The sequence below is a fragment of the Tenacibaculum profundicola genome (assembly GCF_057220795.1).
This window is the reverse complement of record NZ_CM170137.1, coordinates 1,990,918-2,016,318: the sequence shown is the minus strand read 5'-3', so window position 1 is coordinate 2,016,318 and position 25,401 is coordinate 1,990,918. Positions and strand designations below refer to the sequence as shown.

The window sequence follows — 25,401 nt, the reverse complement described above, 5'->3', positions numbered from 1 at the left end:
AGCTTATTCTTCAGTGCTATCGATTAAAATGGTTAACATGTCAATTGCTGCTTGCGCTATTTTTGTACCAGGGCCAAAAACACCAACCGCTCCAGCGTCAAACAAAAATTGGTAATCTTGTGCCGGAATTACGCCTCCTACAATGACCATAATATCTTCACGTCCGTACTTTTTTAGTTCCGAAATCACTTGAGGAACTAAGGTTTTGTGTCCAGCAGCTAATGATGATATTCCTAAAATATGAACATCGTTTTCAATAGCTTGTTTGGTGGCTTCTTGTGGTGTTTGGAATAAGGGGCCTATGTCGACGTCAAAACCAAGATCGGCATAACCAGTAGCTACTACTTTGGCACCTCTGTCATGACCGTCTTGTCCAAGTTTGGCAATCATAATCCTTGGTCTACGACCTTCTAATGTTGCAAATGTATCGGCCAACTCAGTAGCTTTTTTAAACAATGCATCATCCTTTATTTCTTTACTATACACGCCTGATATGGTTTTATGTACTGCTTTATGACGGCCAAAAACCAACTCCATTGCGTCAGAAATCTCACCTAATGTAGCTCTATTTCGAGCGGCTTTTACTGCTAAGTCTAGTAAGTTTCCTTCTTTCGTTTTAGCACATTCAGTTATAGCGGTTAATGATTTTTCTACAGTGGTTTGATCTCTTTTTGATTTTAAATCGTTTAATCGTTTTATTTGCGATTGTCGTACTGCTTCATTATCAACTTCTAAAATGTGCAGCGGATCTTCTTCTGTCAATTGATATTTGTTTACGCCCACAATGGTATCCTGTCCACTATCAATTTTAGCTTGCTTTTTAGCGGCGGCTTCCTCAATTCGCATCTTTGGAATTCCTTTTTCAATGGCTTTAGTCATACCGCCTAACTCTTCAACTTCTTTAATTAGTTCCCATGCTTTTTGGGCTATTTCTTCCGTAAGCTTTTCTACATAATAACTGCCTGCCCAAGGGTCTACCGTTTTTGTGATATGCGTTTCTTGTTGTAGGTATATTTGTGTGTTACGTGCGATACGAGCCGAAAAATCTGTAGGTAATGCTATTGCTTCGTCTAAGGCATTTGTGTGAAGGCTTTGTGTGCCTCCAAAGGCGGCGGCCATTGCCTCAATAGTGGTTCGAGCAACATTATTGAAAGGGTCCTGTTCTGTTAAACTCCATCCACTTGTTTGACAATGTGTTCGTAAAGCAAGTGATTTTGGGTTTTTAGGTTTAAATTGGGTTACAATTTTCGCCCACAACATTCTCCCAGCCCTCATTTTGGCAATTTCCATAAAATGATTCATGCCAATTGCCCAGAAAAAAGATAAGCGAGGAGCAAAGGAATCTATATCCATTCCTGCTTCAATACCTTTTCTGATATATTCTAATCCGTCAGCTAAAGTGTAAGCCAGTTCAATTTCAGGAGTTGCACCAGCTTCTTGCATATGGTAACCAGAAATAGATATTGAATTGAACTTAGGCATGTTTTTACTGGTATATTTAAAAATATCAGCAATAATTTTCATTGATGGCGTAGGTGGGTAGATATAGGTGTTACGCACCATAAATTCCTTTAGGATATCGTTCTGAATTGTACCTGATAATAAATCAGGAGCAACTCCTTGTTCTTCTGCGGCAACAATGTAAAAAGCTAAAACAGGTAAAACGGCTCCGTTCATGGTCATGGAAACAGACATTTTATCCAATGGGATTTGGTTGAATAACACTTTCATGTCTTCAACCGAATCAATAGCTACACCTGCTTTACCAACATCTCCTTGCACGCGTTCATGGTCTGAATCGTAACCTCTGTGTGTTGCTAAATCGAAGGCTACTGAAAGTCCTTTTTGCCCAGCAGCTAAATTTCTTCTATAGAAAGCATTGCTCTCTTCCGCAGTTGAAAACCCTGCATATTGACGTATAGTCCAAGGTCTTCTAACGTACATTGTAGAGTACGGGCCTCTTAAATTGGGTGCGATGCCGGCAACAAAATTTTCATGAGGATAGCTCTTTTTTGTTGCTTCTTGGTTTTGAGCTATGCTAATGTTTGATATATCTTTTCTACTCATTATGTAAACGTTCTTGTTCTAGCTTCTCAGCCAATCTTTTTTGAATAATGGGTTGAATTAGTGTTTTTTCATTCCTTTTTTTGACAAATGGGTATACCTTAAGATCGTTTTTCATTTGATCGTTCGTGTTTTGAATTTTGTTAGTTCCTAATAAAACTAACTCTCCCTTATCAAATTGGTCTTGTTCCTTATTGGCGGATTCGGTTATTTTTCGCTGAATAATGCCTTCTTTTAACTGTTTTAAAAAACCTCCTCCTTGTTCTATTTGTTTGAATATTTCTAGTGCTTTCTGAGCTAGTTGTTGTGTTAATGATTCTATATAGTAGGTTCCATCAGCTATATATTGTGCTTCACCGAGCTCACTTTCTTGTTGCAATATCAATAATTGGTTTCGAGAAACACGTTCCCCAAATTCGTTTTGTTTATGAAATAATTTATCATAGGCTATATTAGTAACAGTATCTGCGCCACCTAAAATACAGCTCATACATTCTGACGTGGTACGTAGCATATTCACATTGTAGTCATATAATGTTTTATTTCGTAAACTTGGTTGTGCAAAAATGTGTGCAGCAGTATTGTCAATAGTGTATTCTTTCAAAAGAGCGGTCCATAATATTCTATAGGCTCTTATTTTTGCAATTTCAAAAAAGTAATTGCTTCCTACCGAAAAATTAAAATGAATTTTAGTTGCTACATCTCTACCAAAATGATTTAGGTACTCATTGGCATGAGACAAAGCATAGGCAAGTTGCTGAACAATGGTTGCCCCTGCGTTTTGATAGATAGAGGCATTTATACATATAGAATTACGGGTGCTCTTAGCGATAGTTTCATGAGTAGCAAGATCTAATTTTAAATTTTGATACCAATTTCCTGAGCTTGCTAGATGGCCAATAATATCGATATTAAAAAAACAATTTTCGGAGTTCGTAAATTCCGATAAATTGGCAATAAACTCAGTAGAGATAAAATTAAATTTAAAATATAAGATGGTTTTTGATAGATTGATGTTTGCTAGAAGTACTTTAAAATCAAAAGTGGTATTGGCGATAAATTCGACACTGTTCGCTCCTCTTTGTAAGGCATCAATAGCAGTATAATTTGCTTCTTTTTCGTTTTCAACAGCAATTGACTGGCAGATATTGAATCCTTTACGAGGGAGATTAATGTCTTGATGGTCTCTGTCTTCATTGGTGTAAAAAGGTTTAACAGTGATCCCTTCATTTGTTTTCCATAACAAAGTATCGTTATAGTCAGCGCCTTTTAGGTCTACTTGTATTTTAGTTTTCCAAGCCTGAGGCTTTACTTCTTGAAATTCATTAAATAAATAATTGTCCATTATTTTTTTATCGTATCAAATTCAATAATATATATATCTTCATTTTCCTTTTTCATTAGGTATTTTTCACGTGCGTATCTTTCTATCTCCAAAGAGTCTTTTAGGTTTTTAATAGTTTCTTTGTCTTTGGTAATTTTTTGTTGATGGTAGTCAATCCATGTTTCTAGTTCTTGAATTTCTTTACTATATTCTCTATGGGTAAGATATGAATTTTCATCTAAAAAAAGCATCCATATAACAAACACGGTTAAAATAAGAACATAGGTGTTTGTTATTATTTTGAATGAAGGTTTGTTTTTTAGTGATTTTAAATTCATTTTATAAACGATCGTTAATTACTGTTCTAACTATGTCTATCGCTACTTTATTGTGTCCGCCACCAGGTATGATGATATCTGCAAAGTTTTTTGTAGGTTCGATAAATTGCTGGTGCATAGGTTTTAGGGTGTCTTGGTATCTGCTTAAAACTTCATTAATATCTCTACCACGTTCTTTAATGTCTCTGCGTACTCTTCTTATGAGTCTTTCATCAGCATCAGCATGAACAAAAACTTTGATATCACATAAATCTCGAAGTTCCTTACTATTAAAAATTAAGATTCCTTCTACAATAATAACCTTTCTGGGGTGGGTCTTTATCGTGTCTTTGGTTCTGTTATGTGCTACAAAAGAATAGATGGGTTGTTCAATTACCTGCCCAGTCTTTAATGTTTTTAAATGTTCTACTAAAAGATCAAAGTCAATTGCTCTTGGATGATCAAAATTTACTTTTGTTCTTTCCTCATAGGTGAGATTATCGGTTTTACGGTAGTAAGAGTCTTGTGAAATCACGCAAACTTCATCAGCCGGAAGTTCGTTAATTATTTGGTTTACTACGGTTGTTTTTCCGCTTCCTGTTCCTCCAGCAATACCGATAACAAAAATATTCTTCATTTAATTTTCAATGTGAGATTAGTTAACAAATTTAGAAAAAATACTGCATAAAAAAAGTGCTAACAAATTTGTTAGCACTTTTTGTTAAGAGCCGATAGAGGGACTCGAACCCACGACCTGCTGATTACAAATCAGCTGCTCTAGCCAGCTGAGCTATATCGGCGCTTGGCTTAAAAGCGTGGCAAATATATAATGTTTTTTGAAACTGAAAAAACTTTTTTTATTTTTTTTAAAAGTCCTCTTTTGGGGCTTCTATTTAACGGTTTATAGCTAGTGTTTTAGCTGTTTTTGGAATTTTTAAGGATGTATTTTTCTCGCGTTGCTATTTTATCGACTGAGATATTGTTAGAAAGTAGAAGTTATTATACTTTGAAAAATAGTTTCTTTTTATAAAGAAAGAAGCTTAACAAAAGATAAAATGAAACTACACAAAGAGCATACGTCAATGAAGCTAATTTCGTATTGTATATAAAGTGGCTAAACAAATTGGTAAACAACCAAGAGTGAACATTTTGATTTTTGTCAACAGGAAGCAAGTAAAAAGCCTTGGCAATAACCATGGATAAGAAATAGATAGTGATTGCATTTCTGCTTACGTAAGTAAAAGTCTTACTGATTCTTTTCTTTTTTACATCATTAATATAATAGGTGATGCTAAGTATGAGTGTAGCCCAGCCTGATGATACTAAAACAAAGCTACTTGACCATATTGTTTTGTTTATAGGAAGCCAAATACTCCATAGATACCCTGCTGTCAATAAAGAAACAGCCAGTATTAGCAATAGCTGTTCTTTTTTATGATTGTTTTTAGTTAGAAGTATTTTTCCTGCTAAAATTCCTAGTAAACAGCTAGCTATGGAAGGGATTGTGCTTAAAACTCCTTCTGGGTCATAGGTGTCTTTCCAAAGGTGGTTCCCCAAAAGATTAACATCTATATAATTATTCCAATTATTCAAATTGTTTTCGAAAGAGGGCGTTGCTCCATTCGGAAGCGGGATGAACCCAGTAATTATGAAATAACCGAAAAGAATAAAAACAATTACTAGAATTATTTTTTTCGTAGAAAGGTTTAAGAAAAGAATTGATGAGAATAAAAACACCAAGCCTATTCGTTGTAAAACTCCAGGGATTCTGACAGTGGTTACGTTTTCTACAAAGGGGAAATTAGGAGTGAAAATATTGATTAAAAGCCCTAATCCTATAAGCTTTAAGCTCCTGATAATAATTTTATGATACGTCTTATTATCAGGAATTTTGGTGTGATAAGCCAAATTTATCGAGATTCCTACAATGAATAGAAAAAAAGGGAAAATTAGATCGGTAGGAGTCAATCCATGCCAATTGGCATGAAGAAAAGGAGCATAAACATCACTCCACGTTCCTGGGTTATTTACAAGGATCATGGCAATGATAGTTAAGCCTCTTAATGTGTCAACTGATTGTACTCTATTGGTTATCATTTTACCTTTTAATCTTTTTTGAGCCCTAGTTTATGACCAGCAATTGCATAGTAAAGTATTAAAATATAACAAGGGAATAAAATCCAGTAGCTAGCGGTAGATGCGTCTGCTAAAGCGATTGTTTCATCGATTCCTTGGGAAATTAAAGAAGCTTTTTTGTTATCAACTAATCGGCCATATAACGGCGGAATTATCGCTCCACCTGCAATTGCCATAATTAGCAGGGCAGAAGCTGTTTTGGTAAACTTTCCTAACCCCTTTAATGTTAAAGGCCATACGGCTGGCCAAACTAATGCATTAGCGATACCTAATGCAGCTACAAATAACACTGATGTGAAGCCTGATGTAAATAGAATACAAGTAGTAAAAATGATACCTAAAATAGCGCTAAGTCTTAAAGCCAGTGCTTGACTGATATATTTAGGTATTAAAAAAACTCCTAAAGCATAGGTTAAAACCATTGCGGTTAATGTAAATGTGGTGAAAAATTTAGCATCAGCTCCAGGGATTCCTAAAGAAATACCATAGGCTATTATAGTATCACCTGCAATAACTTCTGCTCCTACATAAACAAACAGAGTAGCTACTCCTAGCCATAAATGAGGGAATTGAAAAATAGAAGTTTTTGTGAGGTTATTTTCTTGAGCAGTTTCTTCAGATTCTGCTTCTACGTGAGGTAAAGGAGCTTTTCTTATTAGTAAACCTAAAACAAATAGGATAGCAGCCATAATTATGTATGGTGTAACGACACTATCAGCCATTGAGTTTAGTAGTTGTTCTTTTTCTGTTACATCTACTGTGCCTAGTTTATCTTTAATACTATCGATACCAGATAGTAAAATAGCCCCGAAAATTAGAGAGCCAAGAGCGCCAGCTACCTTATTAGCAATTCCCATAATAGCAATTCGTTTTGCTGCGCTTTCAATAGGACCTAAGATGGTAATGTATGGATTTGCGGCTGTTTGTAACAGGGTCATACCCATACCTTGTACAAATATACCAAGTAAAAATACAGAATAGGTTCTAGCGCCGGCAGCAGGAATAAAGATCAATGCTCCGACAGCCATAATCAAAAGGCCTAAAGACATTCCTTTTTTATATCCGATTTTACCAATTATATATGATGATGGTAAAGCCATTACAACAAATGAAATATAGGAAGCAGATGCTACTAAATAAGATTGAGCATCTGTTAGCTCATTAATTGTTTTCATGAAAGGGATTAGGGCTCCGTTTATCCAAGTGACAAATCCAAAAATGAAAAATAATCCTGCAATGATTATTATTGGAATCATCATATTATTGCTGTTGGAAGCTGCTTTAGGTGTTTGAGACATAGTTTAATTTTAAAAGTTTTAAATGTATCGTAAAGTAAGGGGTTATTTGTTTTAACTAAAAACTGAAGTCCAATATAATTATTTCCAAATAAAATAGAACAGTAATTTCTACTAGTAACACAATTTTTTAGCTAAACATGAAAAATTAGAAGCTAAACAAAAATAGCATTAAAGGGTTACGTGTTTGTAGTTTTAAGAATAATTTGTTTGGTGTTGTTTATATATTTTCTACCGATAGGGATTCTTTTACTGTTTATTTCCAGAGAATTACCCTCAATAGAATTCACCTTGTTAAGAGAAATTGTATAGGATCTATGAATTCTTAAAAAATTATTATCGGGAAGTTCTTCTGTGATACTCGTTAATGATTTGTGAACAACATAGTTTCCATCTATAGTGCATACCTTTATATAGTCTTTTAAACTTTCTATATAGAGTATATTATCGTATCTTACTTTAACTAACTTTTTATCTACTTTGAGAAAAATATATGAATTCTCACTTAATGGAGAGTTAGTAATGTTTTTATTCAAATGGATATGTTGGGTAAGTCTGTTGATAGATTTTAAAAACCGTGGAAATGGAATTGGTTTAACTAAATAATCAAGTACGTCTAGGTCATAACTTTCAACGGCGAACTCTCTATAGGCAGTTGTAATAATCACATATGGTTTTAAAGAGACGTTTTTCAAAAAGTCTAATCCGTTCATTTTTGGCATATTGATATCTAAAAATAATACATCTATCTTTTCGTTTTCTAAGGTACTTATGGCTTCTAAAGGGTTGTTAAAGGTGTCTACAATCGTTATATTCTGAAATTCTTGCAAATGATTTTTAATAACACTTATAGCTAATGGTTCATCGTCTACTATAACACAATTGATCTTCACTTTTTTATTTTTTGGTTAATGGAATTTCTAAATTAACAACATGTAAATTTTTTGATTTAGAAATAGTTAGTTTGTATTTGTCTTTGAATATTAAATCGAGCCTTCTTTTAGTATTTGTATTTCCTATTCCTTTTTGTAAACTATGTTCTTCTTGAATATTACAGGTGTTTTTTAGGTTGAAAATCAAACTATTTTCTTTAGTTTTTTCGAAACTAATATAAACATAAAAATCGTTACTATTTTTATTGCCATGTTTAAAACAATTTTCAAGATAGGATAAATAGATTAGTGGTGGTACTTTTATATGGTTGATGTTTCCCTTTATATCCAAGTCAATTTTGGCGTTTTTATTGCATCTTAACATTTGTAAATCAATATAATTCTGGATATAATCAATCTCTTTTAGTAGTTTAACTTTATGAGCTTTTATATCATATATAACATATTGCATGATTTCAGATAATTTTAAAACAATTTTTGGAGCTAAATCTGATTTTTCTAAGGTTAGTGCATATAAATTGTTTAAGGTATTAAAGAAAAAATGTGGTTGTATTTGGGTTTTTAAAAAATTTAATTCACTTTTTAAATGTTCTTTTCTTAAAGTGTCGATTCTATTTCTTTGATTGACCCAGTCTATAGTTAACTTAATGGCAGTAGCTAGGGCTAAAACATAAAGTTCTCCCAGTGTTACAGCAACAATATGATTGAATGTAAAAGCTTCTTGAACACCTTCAGCTTCTGGCCAGATATTCTTGGTAACTAAAAAATAATTCAGAACTGTTCTGATGGTGTATAAAATACTTAATGATAAGAGTAGGGATAAAATGTAGTTTTTATATTTTTTTGGAATTAAAAATCTAGGGATGAAAAAATACACATTGATATACACTAAAATAATATGGAGAGGAAATTCTACTAGATTAGATTTTAATGAATACCAATAATCGTCAAAATAACTTCCCCATCTAATAACATTAAAGGTAAAGTAGCTCATCCAAAAAAAAATATGATATTTTGTTTTGATGGTTCTGTTAGAGTCTTTATTTTTCTTGAAAATCAATTTAGTAACAACATTTAGGTGAACAAAGGTGGTAATTTATGATGTTTTTTTCGGTGTACCAAACATTAAAATTTATAAAAAACAAGGAATTTATGGTAATCTATAAATAGAAGCTATTCATCGTTTATTTGATGTTGTTTGGATATAATATTTTTTTAACCTTTTCATAACTACCTAATTTTAAGCAAACAATTAATTAACTTATTCATGAAAAAAAGCAAAACAATACTACTATTTTGTTTTTCGTTTTTATTAGTTCAACTAGTAATGGCTCAAGAAAAAACAATAACAGGAGTAGTGACTTCTAAGTCAGATGGAGAACCTATACCGGGGGTCGGGATAATCATTAAAGGAACTGTTAAGGGAACCGAAACTGATTTTGATGGAAAATACCAATTAAAAGTCTCAATAGGCGACATTTTACAATATACCTACGTTGGAATGAAACGACAATCTGCCGTTGTTTCTGATCAAAACACAATAAATATTGCTTTAGAAGAAGACAATTTGTTAGATGAGGTGGTGGTTACCGCATTGGGTATAAAAAAAACGAGAAAGTCATTAACCTATGCAGCTCAAGATGTTAATGCAAAGGAATTGAGTAGGGTAAAACAAACAAACCCTGTCAATAGTTTATCAGGAAAGGTATCCGGATTAACGATTACTAGAAGTTCTTCAGGAGCTGGAGGGTCAGTAAAAGTTGTTCTAAGAGGAAATGCTTCTATAGGAAACAACCAACCTCTTTATGTTGTTGATGGAATTCCTCTTAACAATCCATCATCAGGCCAACCAAGAAACACTTTTGGGGAAATTAATGGAGGTAACCGTGATGGAGGAGATGCTCTGTCGCTTATAAATCCAGATGATATTGAGTCGTTAACGGTGTTGAAAGGAGCGTCTGCGTCGGCATTATATGGAAGTGCTGGGTTAAATGGAGTTATTTTAATAACCACTAAAAAAGGAAAGTCAGGAGCTTTCAAAGTAGATTTTTCATCTAACTTAACAGTAGATAGCGCATCGTATATGATGGATTTTAATGACGAAAGTCAAAAAAACATTGATGCTTTCTTTGGTTCTGGAACCACTAATATCAACGCTATTTCAGTTTCGGGAGGAACAGATAAAGCACAAACTTATTTTTCTTATAGTAATACTTTTTCTAATGGTATTTTACCAACGAATAGTATGAAGCAGCATACGTTTAATGTTAGGGAGACGGCGAGCTTTTTTGAAGATAAGGTAACATTGAATGCTAGTGTCATGGGATCTACTCAAAACATAAAAAATAGAGCGGTTTCTGGATTATATTTTAATCCGTTAGTTGGAGTTTATGGATTCGAATCACCAGGAGAGAGCCTCTCTGATTATGGAGTATTCGAGGCCTATGACCCATCGAGAAACATACAGAAACAACGTTGGTTTAGAGGAACTTCAGATATTGAACAAAACCCATATTGGATTTTAAATAGAAATGCTTCGGAAGATACAAATCATAAATTAGTAGCTTCTTTAAATCTTGGATTTAAAATAAATGATTGGTTGTCATTACAAGCTAGAGGTACTTATGATAAGTCAATGGTTAGTTTTGATAGGAAAATATATGCTACAACAGAAGCTACTTTAGCGCATGCAAATGGTAGGTATATTGTAGCAGAAGATGATTTTACCCAAACATATGGTGACGTCTTGGCAAATATAAATACCAATATTACAGACGATATATCGTTAGCGGCCATTGTTGGTTTCAGTACTACCAGAAACACGGCAGATAGTTTTACTGCTGACTCTGGAACAACAGGCGGGTTGCAATATGCTAATGTATTCGCTTTGCAAAACTTTAATGCAAATGCCTCAGTTGCTTTTGCACAAAATTCTTTTGAGTCTAGAGGGAGTTCGATCTTCTCTAGTGCTACAGTTGGTTTTAATGAAAAAATTTATGTTGATCTTACTGCTAGAAATGATTGGACATCGACATTGCCAGAGTCTAATAACTCATTTTTCTATCCTTCTATTGGAGTAACAGGAATATTAAGTGATATTGTAAATGTTCCTTTTGCAAAAGTTAGAGCTTCTTACGGTGAAGTAGGAAATGGATTCGGTCCTGATCAAATAAGCCCAAATGCAGCTATACTCTTTGGAGGAGGAGTGAGCTCAGTTGATCCTATTAGACCTTATCCTGGAACTATTCCAAAGCCTGAAAGACAACGTTCTTTTGAAATAGGAACTGAATGGAAGTTTGATAAATTTGGTTTTGATGTTGGGTATTATCACACAACAACGGTGAACCAATACTTTGCAGTTCCTGTGTCAACAACTATTGTGTCTTCTGGTGTAGCCGGTTTAAATGCAGGTGATATATTAAATAGCGGTATTGAGGCTTCTGTTTATATCAAGCCATACACTACTGAGAACTTTAAATGGACGTCTACGTTAAATTTTGCAATGAATAGAAATAAGATTGTTTCTATTTCAGGAGAAGATGTTGATGGGCTAATACCAACGAATTACTTCGAGGTTTCACCAAAAGGAGTGAATACCTTCGGATCTTATTTGGTAGAAGGTGGTTCCTTTGGTGATATTTATGCTCAGGCAATAAAAAGAGATGAAAATGGTACTCCAATTTATGATTCGGATTCATTTGTAATTGATGACACGAATCAAATCGAAGGATTGACAAAGGTTGGAAATGCAAACCCTGATTTTACCATGGGTTTAAATAATTCGTTTGAATATAAAAACTTGACAGTTGACTTTTTGATCGATGGAAAGTTTGGAGGAGAAACGGTTAGTATGACGGAAGCTATTGTTGAAGGGTTAAGTAATAATTCATCACGTGAAACTGCTAATAGTAATATTACTGTTGTTGATTTGGCAGGACAAACATCAACATTATCAGCGCAAGAATATTATGGAAAAGCAGGAGGTAGAAATGGCTTTACTGGTGAGTATGTATATAGTGCTACAAACGTTAGGTTGGCTGAGTTTGCTGTCGGATATAATTTTAAACTGAATGAAAGTGCCTTTTTTAGGAGGGCTAAGGCTTCAGTTGTCGGAAATAACTTGTTCTTTTTTTACAAAGAATCTCCACACGACCCTAATGTGACTTTGAGTACTGGAAATGCCCTACAAGGTGTTGATGTTCTAGGGTTGCCATCTACTAGAAGTATCGGTTTAAATATTAATTTAACTTTTTAAAAATTACAAGATGAGAAATATAAATAAATATATACCTATAATTATTGCAGGTTTATTTTTCATTAGTTGTAGTGATTTAGATCAGTACAATATAAATGATAAAAACATATCACAGGAGCAGTTAGAGGTTGATTTTCAGCATGTAGGATCTAAGTATAAGCCTATTTTTGAAAATATATACCAATATGATCCTGCTTGGTCGTATCAACTTCAACAAAATTTATTTGCGGATGTGTATTCTGGTTATTTGACAAATCCAAGACCATTTAGAGCTGGAGCAAACCCAACAACATACAATTTTGTTCAAGGATGGAGAGATTTTAGTTGGACCGTATCGTATAAAAATGTAATGAACAATGTACAGTACGTAAGTGATTTAACAGAAGAGAATTATCCAACACTTTATGGTGTGAATTTAATTTTGAAGGTAGCAGCTATGCATAGAGTTACTGATACTTTCGGCCCGATTGTATATACCAATTTTGGAGATCTTGAAAATGCTGGGGTTTATGATTCACAAGAAACAGCTTACGATGCTTTTTTTCAAGAACTAGACGTAGCTGTTGCTAATTTGACAGCAGATATCGATAGCCAAAGATTTGTTGCATTTGATCTTGCTTATGGTGGAAATTATATGAAGTGGGTGAAGCTGGCAAATTCTTTGCGTTTACGTTTAGCAATAAGGATTTCAAAGGTAGATCCGGCTAAAGCAAAAACAGAAGGAGAAAAAGCATTGAATCAATCAGTAGGTTTAATGGAAGGTAATGAAGATAGCTTTTTTGTGAATGGAACTCTTGATCACCCGCTATCAGTAATAGATAATGGATGGAATGATATTAGAATGGGGGCATCAATGGAGTCTATCTTAGTTGGATATAACGACCCAAGAGCTGAGAAGTTCTTTGTAGAAGTAAATCCACAGAGCGAAATTAGCCCAGTTTCTCCAGGGAATTTAAAGGGTGTTCGAAGTGGAATGTCTTTATTACCAGGGTATTCTGATGAATTAGCTCAAAAAGCAGATTATGTAGGTTTTTCAGCAATTAATGATGATATGCATACATCAAGGGTGCAGTTAATGACTGCGGCAGAAGTAGCGTTCTTAAAAGCTGAGGCTTCTTTAAGAGGTTGGTCTGGAGCTGGTGATGCAAGAGCCAATTATGAACAAGGAATGTTATTGTCTTTTCAACAGCATGGTGCTAATGGAGCATCATCGTATATAGCAGACAATACTTCTACACCTGCTGATTATGTTGATCCAGTAAATCCTTCAAATAATATTGCCGCAATGACTAATGTTACGATCGCATGGAATGAAGGAGCTTCTAATGAAGAGAAATTGGAAAAAATAATAACTCAGAAATGGTTGGCAGTATTCCCTGAAGGACAAGAGGCGTGGAGTGAATTTAGGAGAACTGGCTATCCAAAGATATTCCCTGTTGTAAACAATCAGAGCGGAGGAACGATTGCTAGCAATACGCAGGTTCGAAGAACTCCTTTTGCAGCCAATGAGTATTCTACAAATACGAATAACGTTGAAAATGCAGTGTCTACCTTGCTAGGAGGTCCTGATAATGGAGGAACAAGAGTCTGGTGGGATACAGGAAACGGTAATTTTTAATTAGCTAAGCTTTGTTTAAAAACAGTCGAGAATGGAGTATGCATTCTCGATTGTTTTTAATAGAGTATTTAGAGCATTTAGTCGAAAAAAGTAGTGGCGACTATGCTTGCAATCTATATTTACTATTGTAATTCATTTTAAGGTAGAGATTAGTATGACTATGTTAAATTATAAAGAAATAGAATATCAGCCAGTAGGTCAATTTGAAGAAACGCGTTTTGAAAAAAATCATAATGTAATATTTGAAGATTCGTTAAAAGGATCGAAGATGGTGGCTTTAGAGATCGCAGCATTGATAAGAGAAAAAGCGAGTATAAAGAAGAAGTGTGTATTAGGTTTGGCAACGGGGTCTTCTCCTATTAAAGTGTATGAAGAACTTGTTAGAATGCACAGAGAAGAAGGATTGAGTTTTGCAAATGTAATTACATTCAATTTAGATGAATATTGGTCAATGCAACCAGATAATATTCAAAGTTATCATCATTTTATGCACGATCATTTATTTAACCATGTCGATATAATTCCTGAAAATATTCATATTCCAGATGGAACAATTCAACCAGAAGAAGTATATCAGTATTGTGTTGATTATGAGTTGAGAATAAAAGAAGCAGGCGGATTGGATTTTCAGTTATTGGGAATTGGAAGAACCGGACATATAGGGTTTAATGAACCAGGATCACATTATAATTCTAGCACGCGAAGTATAACGTTAGATCACATAACAAGAGAAGATGCAGCCGCAAGCTTTTTAGGTATAGATAATGTACCTAAAAAGGCAATTACCATGGGAATTGGCACTATTAAAAAGGCAAAAAGAGTCGTGTTATTAGCTTGGGGAGAGGGTAAAGCAAATGTAATTCAAGAAACTATTGAAGGTGAAATTACATCGCAAGTTCCTGCTACGTATCTTCAAGAACATACCAATACAACTTTCGTATTAGATAAAGAAGCGTCTTCTGAATTAACAAGAACCAAGACTCCATGGTTGGTGTCTAGTTGCGTTTGGACAGAAGAGTTAAAGAAAAGAGCTATTTTTTGGTTGAGTGCTAAAGTAAATAAGCCAATACTGAAGCTAACAGATAAAGATTATAATGAATATGGAATGTCTAGCTTATTAGTAGAAGAAGGAAGCGCCTATAAATTGAATATAAAAACCTTTAATGGACTGCAAAGAACAATTACAGGTTGGCCAGGAGGGAAACCAAATGCAGACGATACCAATAGGCCAGAGAGAAGTGCGCCAAGGAAAAAACGAGTTATTATTTTTAGTCCTCATCCTGATGATGATGTCATCTCAATGGGAGGTACTTTTGATAGATTAGTAGAGCAAGGCCATGAAGTGCATATAGCATATCAAACCTCTGGAAATATAGCTGTTTCAGATGAAGATGCGTTGAGGTTTGCTGAGGTTTCTAAATCATTGAGTCCAGATTCAACGGAAATAGATAAAGTAATAGCTTCAATTTTAAATAAAGAGGCGAATGAAATTGATACCATTGCTATTAGAAAGTTAAAAGGAGAGATTAGAAAGGCAGAATCCTTAGGGGCAACCAGATACATAGGAGTTCCTGATGAGAATGTTCACTTTTTGAACCTTCCTTTTTATGAAACTGGTAAGGTTAAAAAGAAGAACCTTTCTAATGACGATATTGAAATTATGTGCAACTTAATTGAGTCTGTCAAACCACATCAAATTTATGCAGCAGGAGACTTGGCTGACCCTCATGGAACGCATAAAGTATGTTTAAATGCGGTCTTTGAAGCGTTAGAAGCTTTAAAAGGTCAAGGGTATATGAAAGATTGTTGGGTATGGTTGTATAGAGGCGCATGGTTTGAATGGCAACCACATGAAATTGAAATGGCAATTCCTATGAGTCCAGATCAAGTTGTGAAAAAGAGGAATGCTATCTTTTACCACCAATCTCAAAAAGATAATGTAATGTTTCAAGGTAATGATACTAGAGAATTTTGGGTAAGAGCAGAAGACAGAAATAGGTTAACGGCTGAAAAATATCGCAATTTAGGAATGGCAGATTACGCCGCCATGGAAGCTTTTAAACGCTACCATTTTTAACATATGAGAAATTTTTCTTTAGCAGTTGTGGTATGGTCTTTTTTGGCATGCAATGATAAAGAACCTAGTATAATAGGAACTTGGCAATTAATTACAGCGAAAACAATAACAAAAGACTCTATATTTTCAAGCGTTAAGACGAATGAAAGAATGATAAAAATTCTTAATAAAACCCATTTTGCTTTTTTAAGACATGATTTAGGTAAAGGAAAAGACTCTGCGGCCGTTTATGTAGCTGGAGGCGGAAGATATAGTTATAAAGAGGGAAGATACACGGAGTATTTAGATTACCTAAATTATAGAGAATGGGAAGGAGAAGTTTTTGAGTTTAAGGCTAAAGTTACGAATGAAACACTTACCATAACAGGAATGGAAAAAGTGGAAGAATTGGGAGTCAATCATAAAATAATTGAAGTTTATAAAAGACTTTAAATACAAACATATTAGGATGAAAAAAAATAATATAAAAACCTTATTAGTAATCTTATTACTTTGTTTTTTTAAAGTTAAGGGACAACATAAGTTATCAGACAGGTATAATTTAATGCCTTGGCCTCAAGAGGTTATAGGGAATGACAACAAAGTAAAAATTGACAAAAACTTTACCGTATCTATTCATGAAACAGAAAACAGAATTTATGCAGCTACTACAAAATTTATTAGAAGATTAGCAAATAAAACAGGGGTTTTTATAGAGGAAGGTTTCCCATTCACAGATAAAAACAATGCAACCGTTATTATTAACTTCACTGAGGTAACTGAATTAACATTAGGTACTGATGAATCGTATGTGTTGAAAGTTGAAAAGAACCAAGTGGTAATTTCTGCTAAAACCGATATTGGCGCTATAAGGGCATTACAAACCTTACTACAGTTAGTAGATTTTAATAAGGATTCATTTTATATTCAAGGAGTAACAATCGAAGATTCACCTAGATTCGCTTGGAGAGGTTTAATGATGGACGTTGCTAGACATTTTCAACCTTTACATGTCATAAAAAGAAATTTAGAGGCGATGGCATCGATGAAGATGAATGTGTTCCATTGGCACTTATCAGATGATCAGGGGTTTAGGGTTGAATCTAAAACCTATCCCAAGCTTCATGAGCTAGGGTCTGATAATCAATATTATACGCATAGTCAAATTAAAGAAATTGTATCCTATGCTGACGAGCTTGGTATTAGAGTTGTGCCAGAGATAGATGTTCCAGGTCATGCCACCGCAATATTAACGGCTTATCCCGAATTAGGGAGTAAAAAAGGATATGATTATAAAATTGAAAGATTTTCAGGCGTTTTTGATCCTACATTAAACCCGATAAACCCCGAAGTGTATATGTTTTTAGATAAACTTTTTGGGGAAATAGCGCCGTTATTTCCAGATGTATATTTTCATATTGGAGGAGATGAAAATGAAGGGAAACATTGGGATGAAAATAAAGAAATTCAAAAGTTTATGAAAAAAGAAGGGTTGAAAAATAATCATGATTTACAAACATTTTTTAATATTCGACTTCAAAAAATACTGAAAAAATATAATAAAAAGCTGATGGGATGGGATGAAATTATGACGGATAACATGCCCAAGTCTGCGATAATTCATTCTTGGAGAGGTGTCAACGAAGGATTTGAAAAAGGAACTCTTGTGAAGGCGGTAAAGGAAGGATACCAGGCGGTTTTATCGAATGATTATTATATAGATCGAATGTTGTCAGTTGATTACCATTACCTTTTTGATCCAGTTGGCAATGAACAACTATCAATAGCACAAGAAAAAAGAGTTTTAGGAGGTGAAGTAACAATGTGGAGTGAATTGGTAACACCTTTAACAATAGACTCTCGAATTTGGCCCAGAACTGCGGCTATTGCAGAAAGGTTTTGGTCTTCAAAAAATGTTAAGGATATAAAGAGTATGAGAAGAAGATTGGCTTCCGTTAATCTTCAGTTGGAAGAGTTAGGGATAACACACTTAAGGAATAAAGAAGCTATTTTAAGGAATATCACTAAAGGTCTTGATATAAGTTCGTTACAAGTATTGACGAGGGTTTTTGAACCTGTAAAGGTTTACACCCGAAATAAAGGAGGTGTCGAATATAAATCTTTTTCTCCTTTTACATTGTTTGCAGATGCGTGCTCTGCGGATGCTGAAGATGCTTATAAATTTAACGGATTGGTAGATGCTTTTGTGAAAAGCCCAACGAATGAAAAAAAGAAACAACTAAAAATATATTTTAGGAAATGGATAAATGGATATGAGCAATTCTCTATTATTAACGTAAGTCCGCTAACAAAAGCTATTGGAAGGCATTATAAAAAACTGGAGGAGTTATCCTTGATTTGTATAAGTATTCTTGAAGAAGGAAAAATAAATAGTCAGAAAGAGAAAGAAATGGCAAAGATTATTGAGTTTCTAAAACAACCTATGGTAGATACTGAGTTAGTTGTGGTGTCAGGAATAGAAAAAATCATTAAGAAGTATAGAAAAAAGAACAAAGTATAGCACAGCTCTTGACAAATTCGAGCGTATTAAAGTTTTACAAGAAATTAATTGAACAAATACATAGCGTATTATAATTTACAACCAGACACTTCTTAATAGATATGATTTTAATTGCAGATAGTGGATCCACAAAATGTGACTGGATTTTGTTAGAGCCCTCAGATAATAGTATAGTTACAAGGATTAGAACTAGTGGGCTTAACCCTTCCGTTTTAAAAAGGAAGAACATAGCAAATCTGCTCGATAATTGCGATGAATTGAAACAGTATAATGATCTTATTAGTGCCGTTTATTTTTTCGGTGCAGGTTGTAATAACAAGAAAGGAGAAGAAAAAATTAGAACAATTTTTGAAAGGAATTTTAAGAATGTTTCAAAAATAGTAATAAAAGAAGATTTAATGCTTGCTGTTTTCGCTGCATCTAAGGATGCCTCCGTAGTTTGTATTTTAGGAACTGGATCGAATTGTTGTTTCTATAATGGTGTAACTATTGAGCAAAAGGTTAAAGCGATGGGGTATATTTTGATGGATGAAGGAAGTGGGAACCATTTAGGAAAAGAAGTTTTAAAAAGTTACTACTATAAAGATATACCGGAAGATTTAAAGTTTTCTTTAGAAAAAGATTTTAAATTAAATGATGACAAGGTACTGTCGCGTTTGTATGGAGCGAAGATGCCAAATAAATACTTAGCACAATATGCGCGCTTTTTGTTTGAAAATATAGAACACCCGTATGCTAAAGAGATTATCAGGTTTTGTGTGTCAGAGTTCATTGATAAACAATTGCTCAAGTATAAAGATGAATTGAATACAGTGCCTCTATATTTTATTGGTTCTGTGGGGTATCATGCTAGAGATATAATAAAAGAAGAGCTTGAAATAAGAGCCATAAAACCGCCTAAAAATTTTATTAGGAGACCCCTAACGGCTTTTATTCAATCGGTAAAAGAAGATGCGTCTTTTTTGCAGAAAGTAATCTAGTTTTGACTACTATACTATTGTTAACTTGTGGAAAATGGTTCTTTTTGAACCATTTTTTATTCTGTAAAGGAACTGCTATAACAAAGGCTCAAAGTGATGAGGATAGAGTTTAAGAGTTCTCATTTATGCGATTGAATGTTCTGGCTTCAATATTTAAATCCAAAACATAGTTAACGATAGTTTTTAGTTACATATTTGATTTAATTATATTTTTACTAGCGCTAGCTTGTAGTGATTGTATAGTTACATTAACAAACCCTACGATGTTTTTTGGTTAGAAAACACATTCTTAGAGGCTATGCCACATCTTGAGAAAGTTATAGAGCTATTTCTTCTCAGTCGTGCTTGTAGTTTATGCCATTTACCATTTTCTTACAGTAAATTCAAACAATAACTGGTGTTACTTATAGATCTACATTTACCGTAAATAAATATGGTTGGCAAATTAGTATCAGAAAAGGAGTTGCTTTATAAACAGGAAGCATATAATAATAAATGGTAAAGTATTGGTAGAAAAAACTAGAAGTTTTCGTTCAGAGCAAAAATAGTTGTATCTTAAAAACTTAAAAAAAACATATCTTATACTAGTTATTGTTTGAATTTACTGTAAGAAAATGAGTATACTAAATATTTGGACGAAATAAATACATTTAAAGCGCCTATTTTAAGTTGATTGGCTGATTAGAGGTGTGGCTTAAGTTATTTACAGTGTAAATAATGAAGAAAAATCGGATTCTTTTTATGATTTTTGTGAATTGATTTTTCAAAAGATAAGGTATGATTACAGTCTTTTAAGTCATTAAATGAAGAGGGGGGGTAGATTATTCTTACTATAATAAATAATAAGAATAATTCAATTATAATAATTGAAATTAAAGTAGGAGAATAAAATGTCAGAGGCTAACAAAGCAAATATTAAAATAGTGCATGCTTTAGAGCGAATTGCAAAATCTTTTAGGGTATTATTATGGGAGGAGAGCAAAAGACATCAAATTAGCCCAATACAAATACAAATTTTAGTTTTTTGTTTGTCGCATAAACAAGAAATGTTAAAAGTTAGTTTATTGGCGAAAGAATTTGATTTAACGAAAGCCACGATCAGCGATTCAATAAAAGTATTAATAAAGAAAGAACTTTTAGAAAAAGTTCGAGATACTCACGACTCCAGAAGCTATTCCCTTGAACTAACAACAAAGGGAAAAAAGGTGGCTACTAAAACTACTAGCTTTACCAAACCTTTAGAGAATGCAGTGAATCAATTTTACCGATAGAGAGAAAGGTGTGTTTTTAGATAATTTATTACAGATAATTCGAAGTCTAAACGACGAGTCGGTAATTTCTATTCAAAGAATGTGTTTAACATGTGTTAGCTATGCTAAGAAGGCTGATGGACATTATTGCAATTTACTACATAAAGAACTGAAAAAAATAGAATTACAAATAGATTGCCCAGAGCATGAACAACGAGAGGATCTGTAGAAGTAGAAAATAGAATTGAAGAAATATAATTAGGAAAAACACGCGTTTTAATGAACAAACCTTATAAGTAACAACCTTGTTTGTGGTTGTTTTATGGTTGTATGTTCATAAAAGTCGGGATGAAAGGATTCGAACCTTCGATCTCTGGTCCCCCAGACCAGCACTTTAACCGGACTAAGCTACATCCCGATGAGGGCAAAGCTAAAAAAAAATCTAGGAATATCCCTAGATTTTTTATCAAGAATAAATATTATTTTAAAGAGCATAAGAAACAAGTAATTCTTACGCCCTAATATCTAAACGTACTTTTCTTACGAATAGTATTATGCTGTTAGTGGTTTTCCTTTTAAGCGTTTGTCAATACGTTGTTTAACAACTGTCAAGCGTTTCATAAGGTCCATTAAATCCGTATCTTTGGTCTGCTTATAAACCTCATTAATTTCTAAAATTAACGCTTTTGCTTCTCTTGAAGCCAGTATTCTATCACTAGTAGTAACAAATTTGAATTTTCTATTTTCAAATTCTTCCGCTTTACTAATCAATTCTGAATTCATATAAATGCTTCTTTCTTATTAAATTAAAATAATCTTTTACAACTACTGTTTGGTGTTGATTTTAAATTGAAAAGATATTACTCTACAGTATTTGATTACTGCGCATTTTTTTAATACATGTTAATATGTAATAAAAATGGGGTCAAATATAGGATTATTTACGGGTTTATATGTTAAAAAACTACCAAAATATAATTTATTTTAGTGAATTTTCCTTACGCGTATTGAACCACAACTTTTTTTGTTACAAATGAACTGTCCTATTATATCAAATATAATAAACGTTTTAACTTTTGTCAAGTAAAAATGATTTTTTTTTTGATAAATTTGCAAGTATTTGTGTGTTTCATTACATTTTTCTATGAAAAATGTAATGAAACAAGTAAAACTGGATTATAATGCAATAAAACACAAAAGGCTTGTTAGAGCTCTTTTCGTTAAGAATTGTATACATGGAAAGAAAACATGCCATTTTAATTTTTTTAGATGTAAGAGGGGGATAATATATAAATATAACGATCTTGACTGATCATTTAACAGATGTAAAATACAACAATGAAACTTATTTTTTTTATCACCTTGTTTATTACCATTATATCTTGTAATTCGTCTCACGGAAAAAGAAAACCTCTTGGAAAGACAGTGTTTCAACAAACTCTAAACACTAGCTTTAAGGATGCTACCACTTCTCCGTTAACGGTTAAAGGGCTTAAGCAATTTAAGGGGTTAGATTTCTTCCCTGTAAAGGAGAAGTATAAAGTAAGGGCAAGTTTAATCAAAACACCTGAAGGACCTGTGTTGAGTTTTCCTACTACAACTGATAGAATTGCGATGTATAAAAAATATGGAGAAGTCGTCTTTAGAATTGATGAAAAAGAGTTCAAACTAACTATTTATAAAGATCAACAAGCAAGTGAAAAATACAAAAATCACTTATTTTTACCTTTTTTAGATAATACCAACGGTATATCATCTTATGAAGGAGGAAGATTTATTGATGTTTTAACTACAGATGAACAAGAAGGCGGTACTATTGAAATAGACTTTAATAAAGCATACAATCCTTACTGCGCATATAATGAAAAGTATTCTTGTCCAATAACACCTAGAGATAATTATTTAAATGTAGAAATAAAGGCTGGTGTAAAAGTCTATAAAAAATAAAAAAACCAGTGGGTACTGGTTTTTTATTTTGTAGGAGGAGTTAGTCCATTTTCTAAATCTTGTTGAATAGCGCTATTAATTTCAGCTAAATAGGGTTTTCGTACCTTTAATTTTGTTTCAGCATGAGCTTTTGAATTCAATTGAGAAAACATACCTGCAATTTTAATCGCGGTAGTAAGTAAGTGTTCTTGTGGAACTATTTTGTCTAAAAAACCGGCAGAGATGGCTTCTTTAGGAGTGTATATTTCTGAGTTATTAACACTGCGTTCCAAATATACAGATGCCAAACGTGCTTTTGCAATCTCAATACCAGCGTTATGCATAGTCATCCCAATCATAACCTCATTTAAACCAATTTTATAATCGCCTTCGGTTCCTAAGCGGTAGTCAGCTGATAACAATAAGAATGCACCTTTCGCAATAGCGTGTCCATTGCAAGCAATAATGATAGGTAAAGGAAAAGATAACATCTTAAGAGATAATTTTGATCCTTTAGTAACAAGTTCTAAAGCCGAATCGGGTGACTTAACCATGGTTTTTAGATCGTAACCTCCTGAGAATATACCAGGTTGGCCTGTTATGATGACTGGTTTTTTAACTTTTTCAGCTTCATCTAAATAGGTGTTTAGCGAGTCAACCACTTCATGAGATATGGCATTTACCTTACCGTTATTTAAGGTTAAAATAACACAATGTTTTTCTTCTTTGTAATTTATAATTTCATTCATTTTACAATAGTTTAGTTAAAAATATGCCTGCAAATACAGCTAGAAAGCCAATAACAAAGCTACCTATCGTATAAATAGCAAAAGTTATGAAGTCTCCTGATTTTAAAAATATGTGATTTTCATAAGCGAACGTTGAAAATGTAGTGAATCCACCACAAAATCCAGTAGCGAGTAACAGTGTATGGTTCTCAGTTAAAGCTTCATTTTTTGAAGCAAACCCTAAAATTATTCCAATAAGGAAACTACCCAGAATATTGGCTACAAACGTTCCGTAGGGTATCCCTGTTTCAGGACTGTTCAAAAATTTGCCCACAAGATACCTTAAAACACTTCCAGCACCACCACCAATAAAAATTAAGAAAAGTTGTTTCATTTTGTACGAACATCATAAAACCTCATACATTTCATGAGGTTTTAATTTTGTATAAATTATGTTCAATGTTGTTTATAATTCAATATCATCAGCATCTTGCCAACTCCATTTTCCACTAATAATGCCTTTTTTAACCGTTACAATACCTGGGTTAGCTCGTATCACTGTTTTTAAAGCAGTTTCGTCGCAAAAACCAATAGTAAAAGGCATATCGAGTTGTTTTTGCATAGCCTCAAAATCGTCAATGTATGAAGCCGTTAAAACATACACTTCGTAACCATTTTCTTTTGCTTTTTTAGCTGCTTTAGCAACAGGAGCAATCCCTTCTTTTTCGGTTTTGTCCATGTCGTACATTAAAATAAGCAGAGCCTTTTCTTTAGAAAGCATAGCTTCTAATTGATCTCCTTCATCCGTTTCAATCATAAAATCGTGAATAGGAGGCGTTTCGTTATTGTCTGTGTATTTCATGTCTTCTGCAATGTCCGTTCCTATAGAATAAGCTCTGAAATCAATAATTGGTAGGTGATTTAATACATAATTCACAAGTAGAAATGAAATAATAATAGTAACATAGGTAGTTATGGTTGCAATTTTATTTGATATAAGTGGTTTAATAAACTTTAATCCTAAAATTAGGATAAGAATAAAAAACATAAAGATTACGTTTTTGTAAAAAGTTTCTTTAGGGGTGAGTTTTATGGCATCACCAAAACAACCACAATCGGTAACTTTGTTATAGGTATATGAATACCAAGTTAAGAACAAGAAAATTGTATTAAGTCCGAACAAACTCCAAACCGTAAATTTCGGTTTGTATCCAACCAATAGCATAACACCTAAAGCTAGTTCAGCTACCACCAATAGAATAGAAAATGGGAGTGCGAAAGGAATTAAAAACTCTAAATTAAGAACACCTTCACTAAAATACTCTTCAAACTTGAATTGAGAACCTATAGGGTCAACTAATTTTACAAATCCAGAGTAAATAAATAGAAGACCTACCAGTAGTCTTGAAATATGGGTCAATAGTTTTAAAATCATAATTAGGGGTGTTTTTAATAGTTAATGTTCTAACACTGAGTGATGAATTAAAGCAAAAATAGCATAATTAATCATATCTTGGTAATTCGCATCAATTCCTTCAGAAACTAACGTTTTTCCTTGGTTGTCTTCAATCTGTTTAACACGAAGTAATTTTTGTAAAATTAAGTCAGTTAATGAAGAGATTCTCATTTCTCTCCAAGCTTCACCATAATCATGATTTTTATTCTCCATTAATTTTTTCGTAATAGACACATGTTTATCGTATAGTATTGTCGCCTCTTCTGCAGATAAATCTGGCTGCTCAACAATTCCCATCTCAAGCTGTATTAAAGCCATTACAGCGTAATTGATGATACCTATAAACTCAGATTTTTCCCCCTCATCAACCTTGCGCACTGCGTTCTCTTGTAATTGACGTATTCGTTGTGCTTTTATAAAAATTTGGTCTGTTAATGACGGTAGCCTTAGAATTCGCCAAGCACTGCCATAATCAGTCATCTTTTTTACAAATAAATTTCGGCATTCACTAATAACAGCATCGTATTGCTCTGAGGTATTTTGCATTTTTTGTTTTCTGAAATAATAAGGTAAAAATAATAA

At 33.3% G+C, this 25,401-nt stretch carries 21 protein-coding genes and 2 tRNA genes; 8 read left to right on the top strand and 15 right to left on the bottom strand.

All coding sequences use genetic code 11. The features are described from left to right. Window positions 1-3: 3 nt before the first annotated feature. From scpA to AC2TDS_RS08540, 9 genes are all read right to left on the bottom strand, one after another. Window positions 4-2,067, bottom strand: coding sequence for a methylmalonyl-CoA mutase (gene scpA, locus AC2TDS_RS08580; RefSeq protein WP_484738681.1), 2,064 nt, complete (start codon window positions 2,065-2,067; stop codon window positions 4-6). Continuing rightward, window positions 2,060-3,409, bottom strand: a complete 1,350-nt coding sequence (locus tag AC2TDS_RS08575; protein ID WP_484738680.1) for a methylmalonyl-CoA mutase subunit beta — start codon at window positions 3,407-3,409, stop codon at window positions 2,060-2,062. Before AC2TDS_RS08575 ends, scpA begins: the two co-directional genes overlap by 8 nt. Then, on the bottom strand, window positions 3,409-3,726 hold the full coding sequence (locus AC2TDS_RS08570; RefSeq protein WP_484738679.1) for an FtsB family cell division protein: 318 nt from the start codon (window positions 3,724-3,726) through the stop codon (window positions 3,409-3,411). The genes AC2TDS_RS08575 and AC2TDS_RS08570 overlap by 1 nt, the downstream gene beginning before the upstream one ends. Window position 3,727: 1 nt before the next feature. After that, the gene (gene udk, locus AC2TDS_RS08565) at window positions 3,728-4,333 is read right to left on the bottom strand and encodes a uridine kinase (RefSeq protein ID WP_484738928.1); all 606 of its coding nucleotides are present in this window, start codon (window positions 4,331-4,333) and stop codon (window positions 3,728-3,730) included. A 98-nt stretch (window positions 4,334-4,431) separates the two neighbouring features. Next, window positions 4,432-4,505 (bottom strand) — tRNA-Thr (locus AC2TDS_RS08560). A 199-nt stretch (window positions 4,506-4,704) separates the two neighbouring features. Next, the gene (locus AC2TDS_RS08555; RefSeq protein WP_484738678.1) at window positions 4,705-5,802 is read right to left on the bottom strand and encodes an acyltransferase family protein; all 1,098 of its coding nucleotides are present in this window, start codon (window positions 5,800-5,802) and stop codon (window positions 4,705-4,707) included. Between the two features lie 8 nt (window positions 5,803-5,810). Beyond that, a complete protein-coding gene (locus AC2TDS_RS08550; protein WP_484738677.1) occupies window positions 5,811-7,139 on the bottom strand; it encodes a sugar MFS transporter in 1,329 nt (442 codons plus the stop codon). Between the two features lie 176 nt (window positions 7,140-7,315). Further along, window positions 7,316-8,029 carry a LytR/AlgR family response regulator transcription factor gene (locus tag AC2TDS_RS08545; RefSeq protein ID WP_484738676.1) on the bottom strand — a complete coding sequence of 238 codons (714 nt, stop codon included), beginning with the start codon at window positions 8,027-8,029 and terminating at the stop codon, window positions 7,316-7,318. Between the two features lie 4 nt (window positions 8,030-8,033). Further along, entirely contained in the window at window positions 8,034-9,089 is a 1,056-nt protein-coding gene (locus AC2TDS_RS08540) for a sensor histidine kinase (RefSeq protein ID WP_484738675.1), read from the bottom strand. 207 nt (window positions 9,090-9,296) lie between these two features. On the opposite strand from AC2TDS_RS08540, the gene AC2TDS_RS08535 reads away from it, so the two are divergent. The 7 genes from AC2TDS_RS08535 to AC2TDS_RS08505 all read left to right on the top strand — a co-directional run bounded on the left by AC2TDS_RS08535 (window position 9,297) and on the right by AC2TDS_RS08505 (window position 20,730). After that, the gene (locus AC2TDS_RS08535; protein WP_484738674.1) at window positions 9,297-12,284 is read left to right on the top strand and encodes a TonB-dependent receptor domain-containing protein; all 2,988 of its coding nucleotides are present in this window, start codon (window positions 9,297-9,299) and stop codon (window positions 12,282-12,284) included. 10 nt (window positions 12,285-12,294) lie between these two features. Next, window positions 12,295-13,902 carry a RagB/SusD family nutrient uptake outer membrane protein gene (locus AC2TDS_RS08530; RefSeq protein WP_484738673.1) on the top strand — a complete coding sequence of 536 codons (1,608 nt, stop codon included), beginning with the start codon at window positions 12,295-12,297 and terminating at the stop codon, window positions 13,900-13,902. A gap of 160 nt (window positions 13,903-14,062) precedes the next feature. Next, the gene (gene nagB, locus AC2TDS_RS08525; protein ID WP_484738672.1) at window positions 14,063-15,979 is read left to right on the top strand and encodes a glucosamine-6-phosphate deaminase; all 1,917 of its coding nucleotides are present in this window, start codon (window positions 14,063-14,065) and stop codon (window positions 15,977-15,979) included. A 3-nt stretch (window positions 15,980-15,982) separates the two neighbouring features. After that, window positions 15,983-16,411 carry a hypothetical protein gene (locus AC2TDS_RS08520; protein WP_484738671.1) on the top strand — a complete coding sequence of 143 codons (429 nt, stop codon included), beginning with the start codon at window positions 15,983-15,985 and terminating at the stop codon, window positions 16,409-16,411. A 16-nt stretch (window positions 16,412-16,427) separates the two neighbouring features. Further along, window positions 16,428-18,479, top strand: coding sequence for a beta-N-acetylhexosaminidase (locus tag AC2TDS_RS08515; RefSeq protein ID WP_484738670.1), 2,052 nt, complete (start codon window positions 16,428-16,430; stop codon window positions 18,477-18,479). A 101-nt stretch (window positions 18,480-18,580) separates the two neighbouring features. Then, on the top strand, window positions 18,581-19,459 hold the full coding sequence (locus tag AC2TDS_RS08510) for an N-acetylglucosamine kinase (RefSeq protein WP_484738669.1): 879 nt from the start codon (window positions 18,581-18,583) through the stop codon (window positions 19,457-19,459). Window positions 19,460-20,349: 890 nt separating this feature from the next. Then, the gene (locus tag AC2TDS_RS08505; RefSeq protein WP_484738668.1) at window positions 20,350-20,730 is read left to right on the top strand and encodes a MarR family winged helix-turn-helix transcriptional regulator; all 381 of its coding nucleotides are present in this window, start codon (window positions 20,350-20,352) and stop codon (window positions 20,728-20,730) included. 322 nt (window positions 20,731-21,052) lie between these two features. On the opposite strand, the gene AC2TDS_RS08500 is transcribed toward AC2TDS_RS08505, so the two are convergent. Together AC2TDS_RS08500 and AC2TDS_RS08495 are read right to left on the bottom strand one after the other, a co-directional pair. Beyond that, window positions 21,053-21,127: transfer RNA gene (locus AC2TDS_RS08500), tRNA-Pro, on the bottom strand. Between the two features lie 134 nt (window positions 21,128-21,261). Further along, complete coding sequence (locus tag AC2TDS_RS08495) at window positions 21,262-21,492, bottom strand: hypothetical protein (RefSeq protein WP_484738667.1); 231 nt, start codon at window positions 21,490-21,492, stop codon at window positions 21,262-21,264. 555 nt (window positions 21,493-22,047) lie between these two features. Between AC2TDS_RS08495 and AC2TDS_RS08490 the strand changes: the two genes are divergently transcribed. Then, a complete protein-coding gene (locus AC2TDS_RS08490; protein WP_484738666.1) occupies window positions 22,048-22,656 on the top strand; it encodes a DUF1684 domain-containing protein in 609 nt (202 codons plus the stop codon). A 23-nt stretch (window positions 22,657-22,679) separates the two neighbouring features. Here AC2TDS_RS08490 and AC2TDS_RS08485 read toward each other — a convergent pair whose 3' ends face one another. The 4 genes from AC2TDS_RS08485 to AC2TDS_RS08470 form a co-directional block, all read right to left on the bottom strand. Next, window positions 22,680-23,384, bottom strand: a complete 705-nt coding sequence (locus tag AC2TDS_RS08485) for a crotonase/enoyl-CoA hydratase family protein (RefSeq protein ID WP_484738665.1) — start codon at window positions 23,382-23,384, stop codon at window positions 22,680-22,682. A gap of 1 nt (window position 23,385) precedes the next feature. After that, the gene (gene crcB / locus AC2TDS_RS08480; RefSeq protein ID WP_484738664.1) at window positions 23,386-23,757 is read right to left on the bottom strand and encodes a fluoride efflux transporter CrcB; all 372 of its coding nucleotides are present in this window, start codon (window positions 23,755-23,757) and stop codon (window positions 23,386-23,388) included. 72 nt (window positions 23,758-23,829) lie between these two features. After that, on the bottom strand, window positions 23,830-24,798 hold the full coding sequence (locus AC2TDS_RS08475) for a DoxX family protein (protein ID WP_484738663.1): 969 nt from the start codon (window positions 24,796-24,798) through the stop codon (window positions 23,830-23,832). A 21-nt stretch (window positions 24,799-24,819) separates the two neighbouring features. After that, window positions 24,820-25,365 (bottom strand): DUF1599 domain-containing protein, encoded by a 546-nt coding sequence (locus tag AC2TDS_RS08470; protein ID WP_484738662.1) that lies wholly within the window; start codon window positions 25,363-25,365, stop codon window positions 24,820-24,822. Window positions 25,366-25,401: the final 36 nt, after the last annotated feature.

What these genes read in the sequence shown, in the direction of transcription:
- scpA (WP_484738681.1), bottom strand. Translation starts at nt 2,067, where the DNA reads ATGAGTAGAAAAGATATATCAAACATTAGCATAGCTCAAAACCAAGAA.
- AC2TDS_RS08575 (WP_484738680.1), bottom strand. Translation starts at nt 3,409, where the DNA reads ATGGACAATTATTTATTTAATGAATTTCAAGAAGTAAAGCCTCAGGCT.
- AC2TDS_RS08570 (WP_484738679.1), bottom strand. Translation starts at nt 3,726, where the DNA reads ATGAATTTAAAATCACTAAAAAACAAACCTTCATTCAAAATAATAACA.
- AC2TDS_RS08555 (WP_484738678.1), bottom strand. Translation starts at nt 5,802, where the DNA reads ATGATAACCAATAGAGTACAATCAGTTGACACATTAAGAGGCTTAACT.
- AC2TDS_RS08550 (WP_484738677.1), bottom strand. Translation starts at nt 7,139, where the DNA reads ATGTCTCAAACACCTAAAGCAGCTTCCAACAGCAATAATATGATGATT.
- AC2TDS_RS08535 (WP_484738674.1), top strand. Translation starts at nt 9,297, where the DNA reads ATGAAAAAAAGCAAAACAATACTACTATTTTGTTTTTCGTTTTTATTA.
- AC2TDS_RS08530 (WP_484738673.1), top strand. Translation starts at nt 12,295, where the DNA reads ATGAGAAATATAAATAAATATATACCTATAATTATTGCAGGTTTATTT.
- nagB (WP_484738672.1), top strand. Translation starts at nt 14,063, where the DNA reads ATGTTAAATTATAAAGAAATAGAATATCAGCCAGTAGGTCAATTTGAA.
- AC2TDS_RS08520 (WP_484738671.1), top strand. Translation starts at nt 15,983, where the DNA reads ATGAGAAATTTTTCTTTAGCAGTTGTGGTATGGTCTTTTTTGGCATGC.
- AC2TDS_RS08515 (WP_484738670.1), top strand. Translation starts at nt 16,428, where the DNA reads ATGAAAAAAAATAATATAAAAACCTTATTAGTAATCTTATTACTTTGT.
- AC2TDS_RS08510 (WP_484738669.1), top strand. Translation starts at nt 18,581, where the DNA reads ATGATTTTAATTGCAGATAGTGGATCCACAAAATGTGACTGGATTTTG.
- AC2TDS_RS08505 (WP_484738668.1), top strand. Translation starts at nt 20,350, where the DNA reads ATGTCAGAGGCTAACAAAGCAAATATTAAAATAGTGCATGCTTTAGAG.
- AC2TDS_RS08495 (WP_484738667.1), bottom strand. Translation starts at nt 21,492, where the DNA reads ATGAATTCAGAATTGATTAGTAAAGCGGAAGAATTTGAAAATAGAAAA.
- AC2TDS_RS08490 (WP_484738666.1), top strand. Translation starts at nt 22,048, where the DNA reads ATGAAACTTATTTTTTTTATCACCTTGTTTATTACCATTATATCTTGT.
- AC2TDS_RS08485 (WP_484738665.1), bottom strand. Translation starts at nt 23,384, where the DNA reads ATGAATGAAATTATAAATTACAAAGAAGAAAAACATTGTGTTATTTTA.
- crcB (WP_484738664.1), bottom strand. Translation starts at nt 23,757, where the DNA reads ATGAAACAACTTTTCTTAATTTTTATTGGTGGTGGTGCTGGAAGTGTT.
- AC2TDS_RS08475 (WP_484738663.1), bottom strand. Translation starts at nt 24,798, where the DNA reads ATGATTTTAAAACTATTGACCCATATTTCAAGACTACTGGTAGGTCTT.
- AC2TDS_RS08470 (WP_484738662.1), bottom strand. Translation starts at nt 25,365, where the DNA reads ATGCAAAATACCTCAGAGCAATACGATGCTGTTATTAGTGAATGCCGA.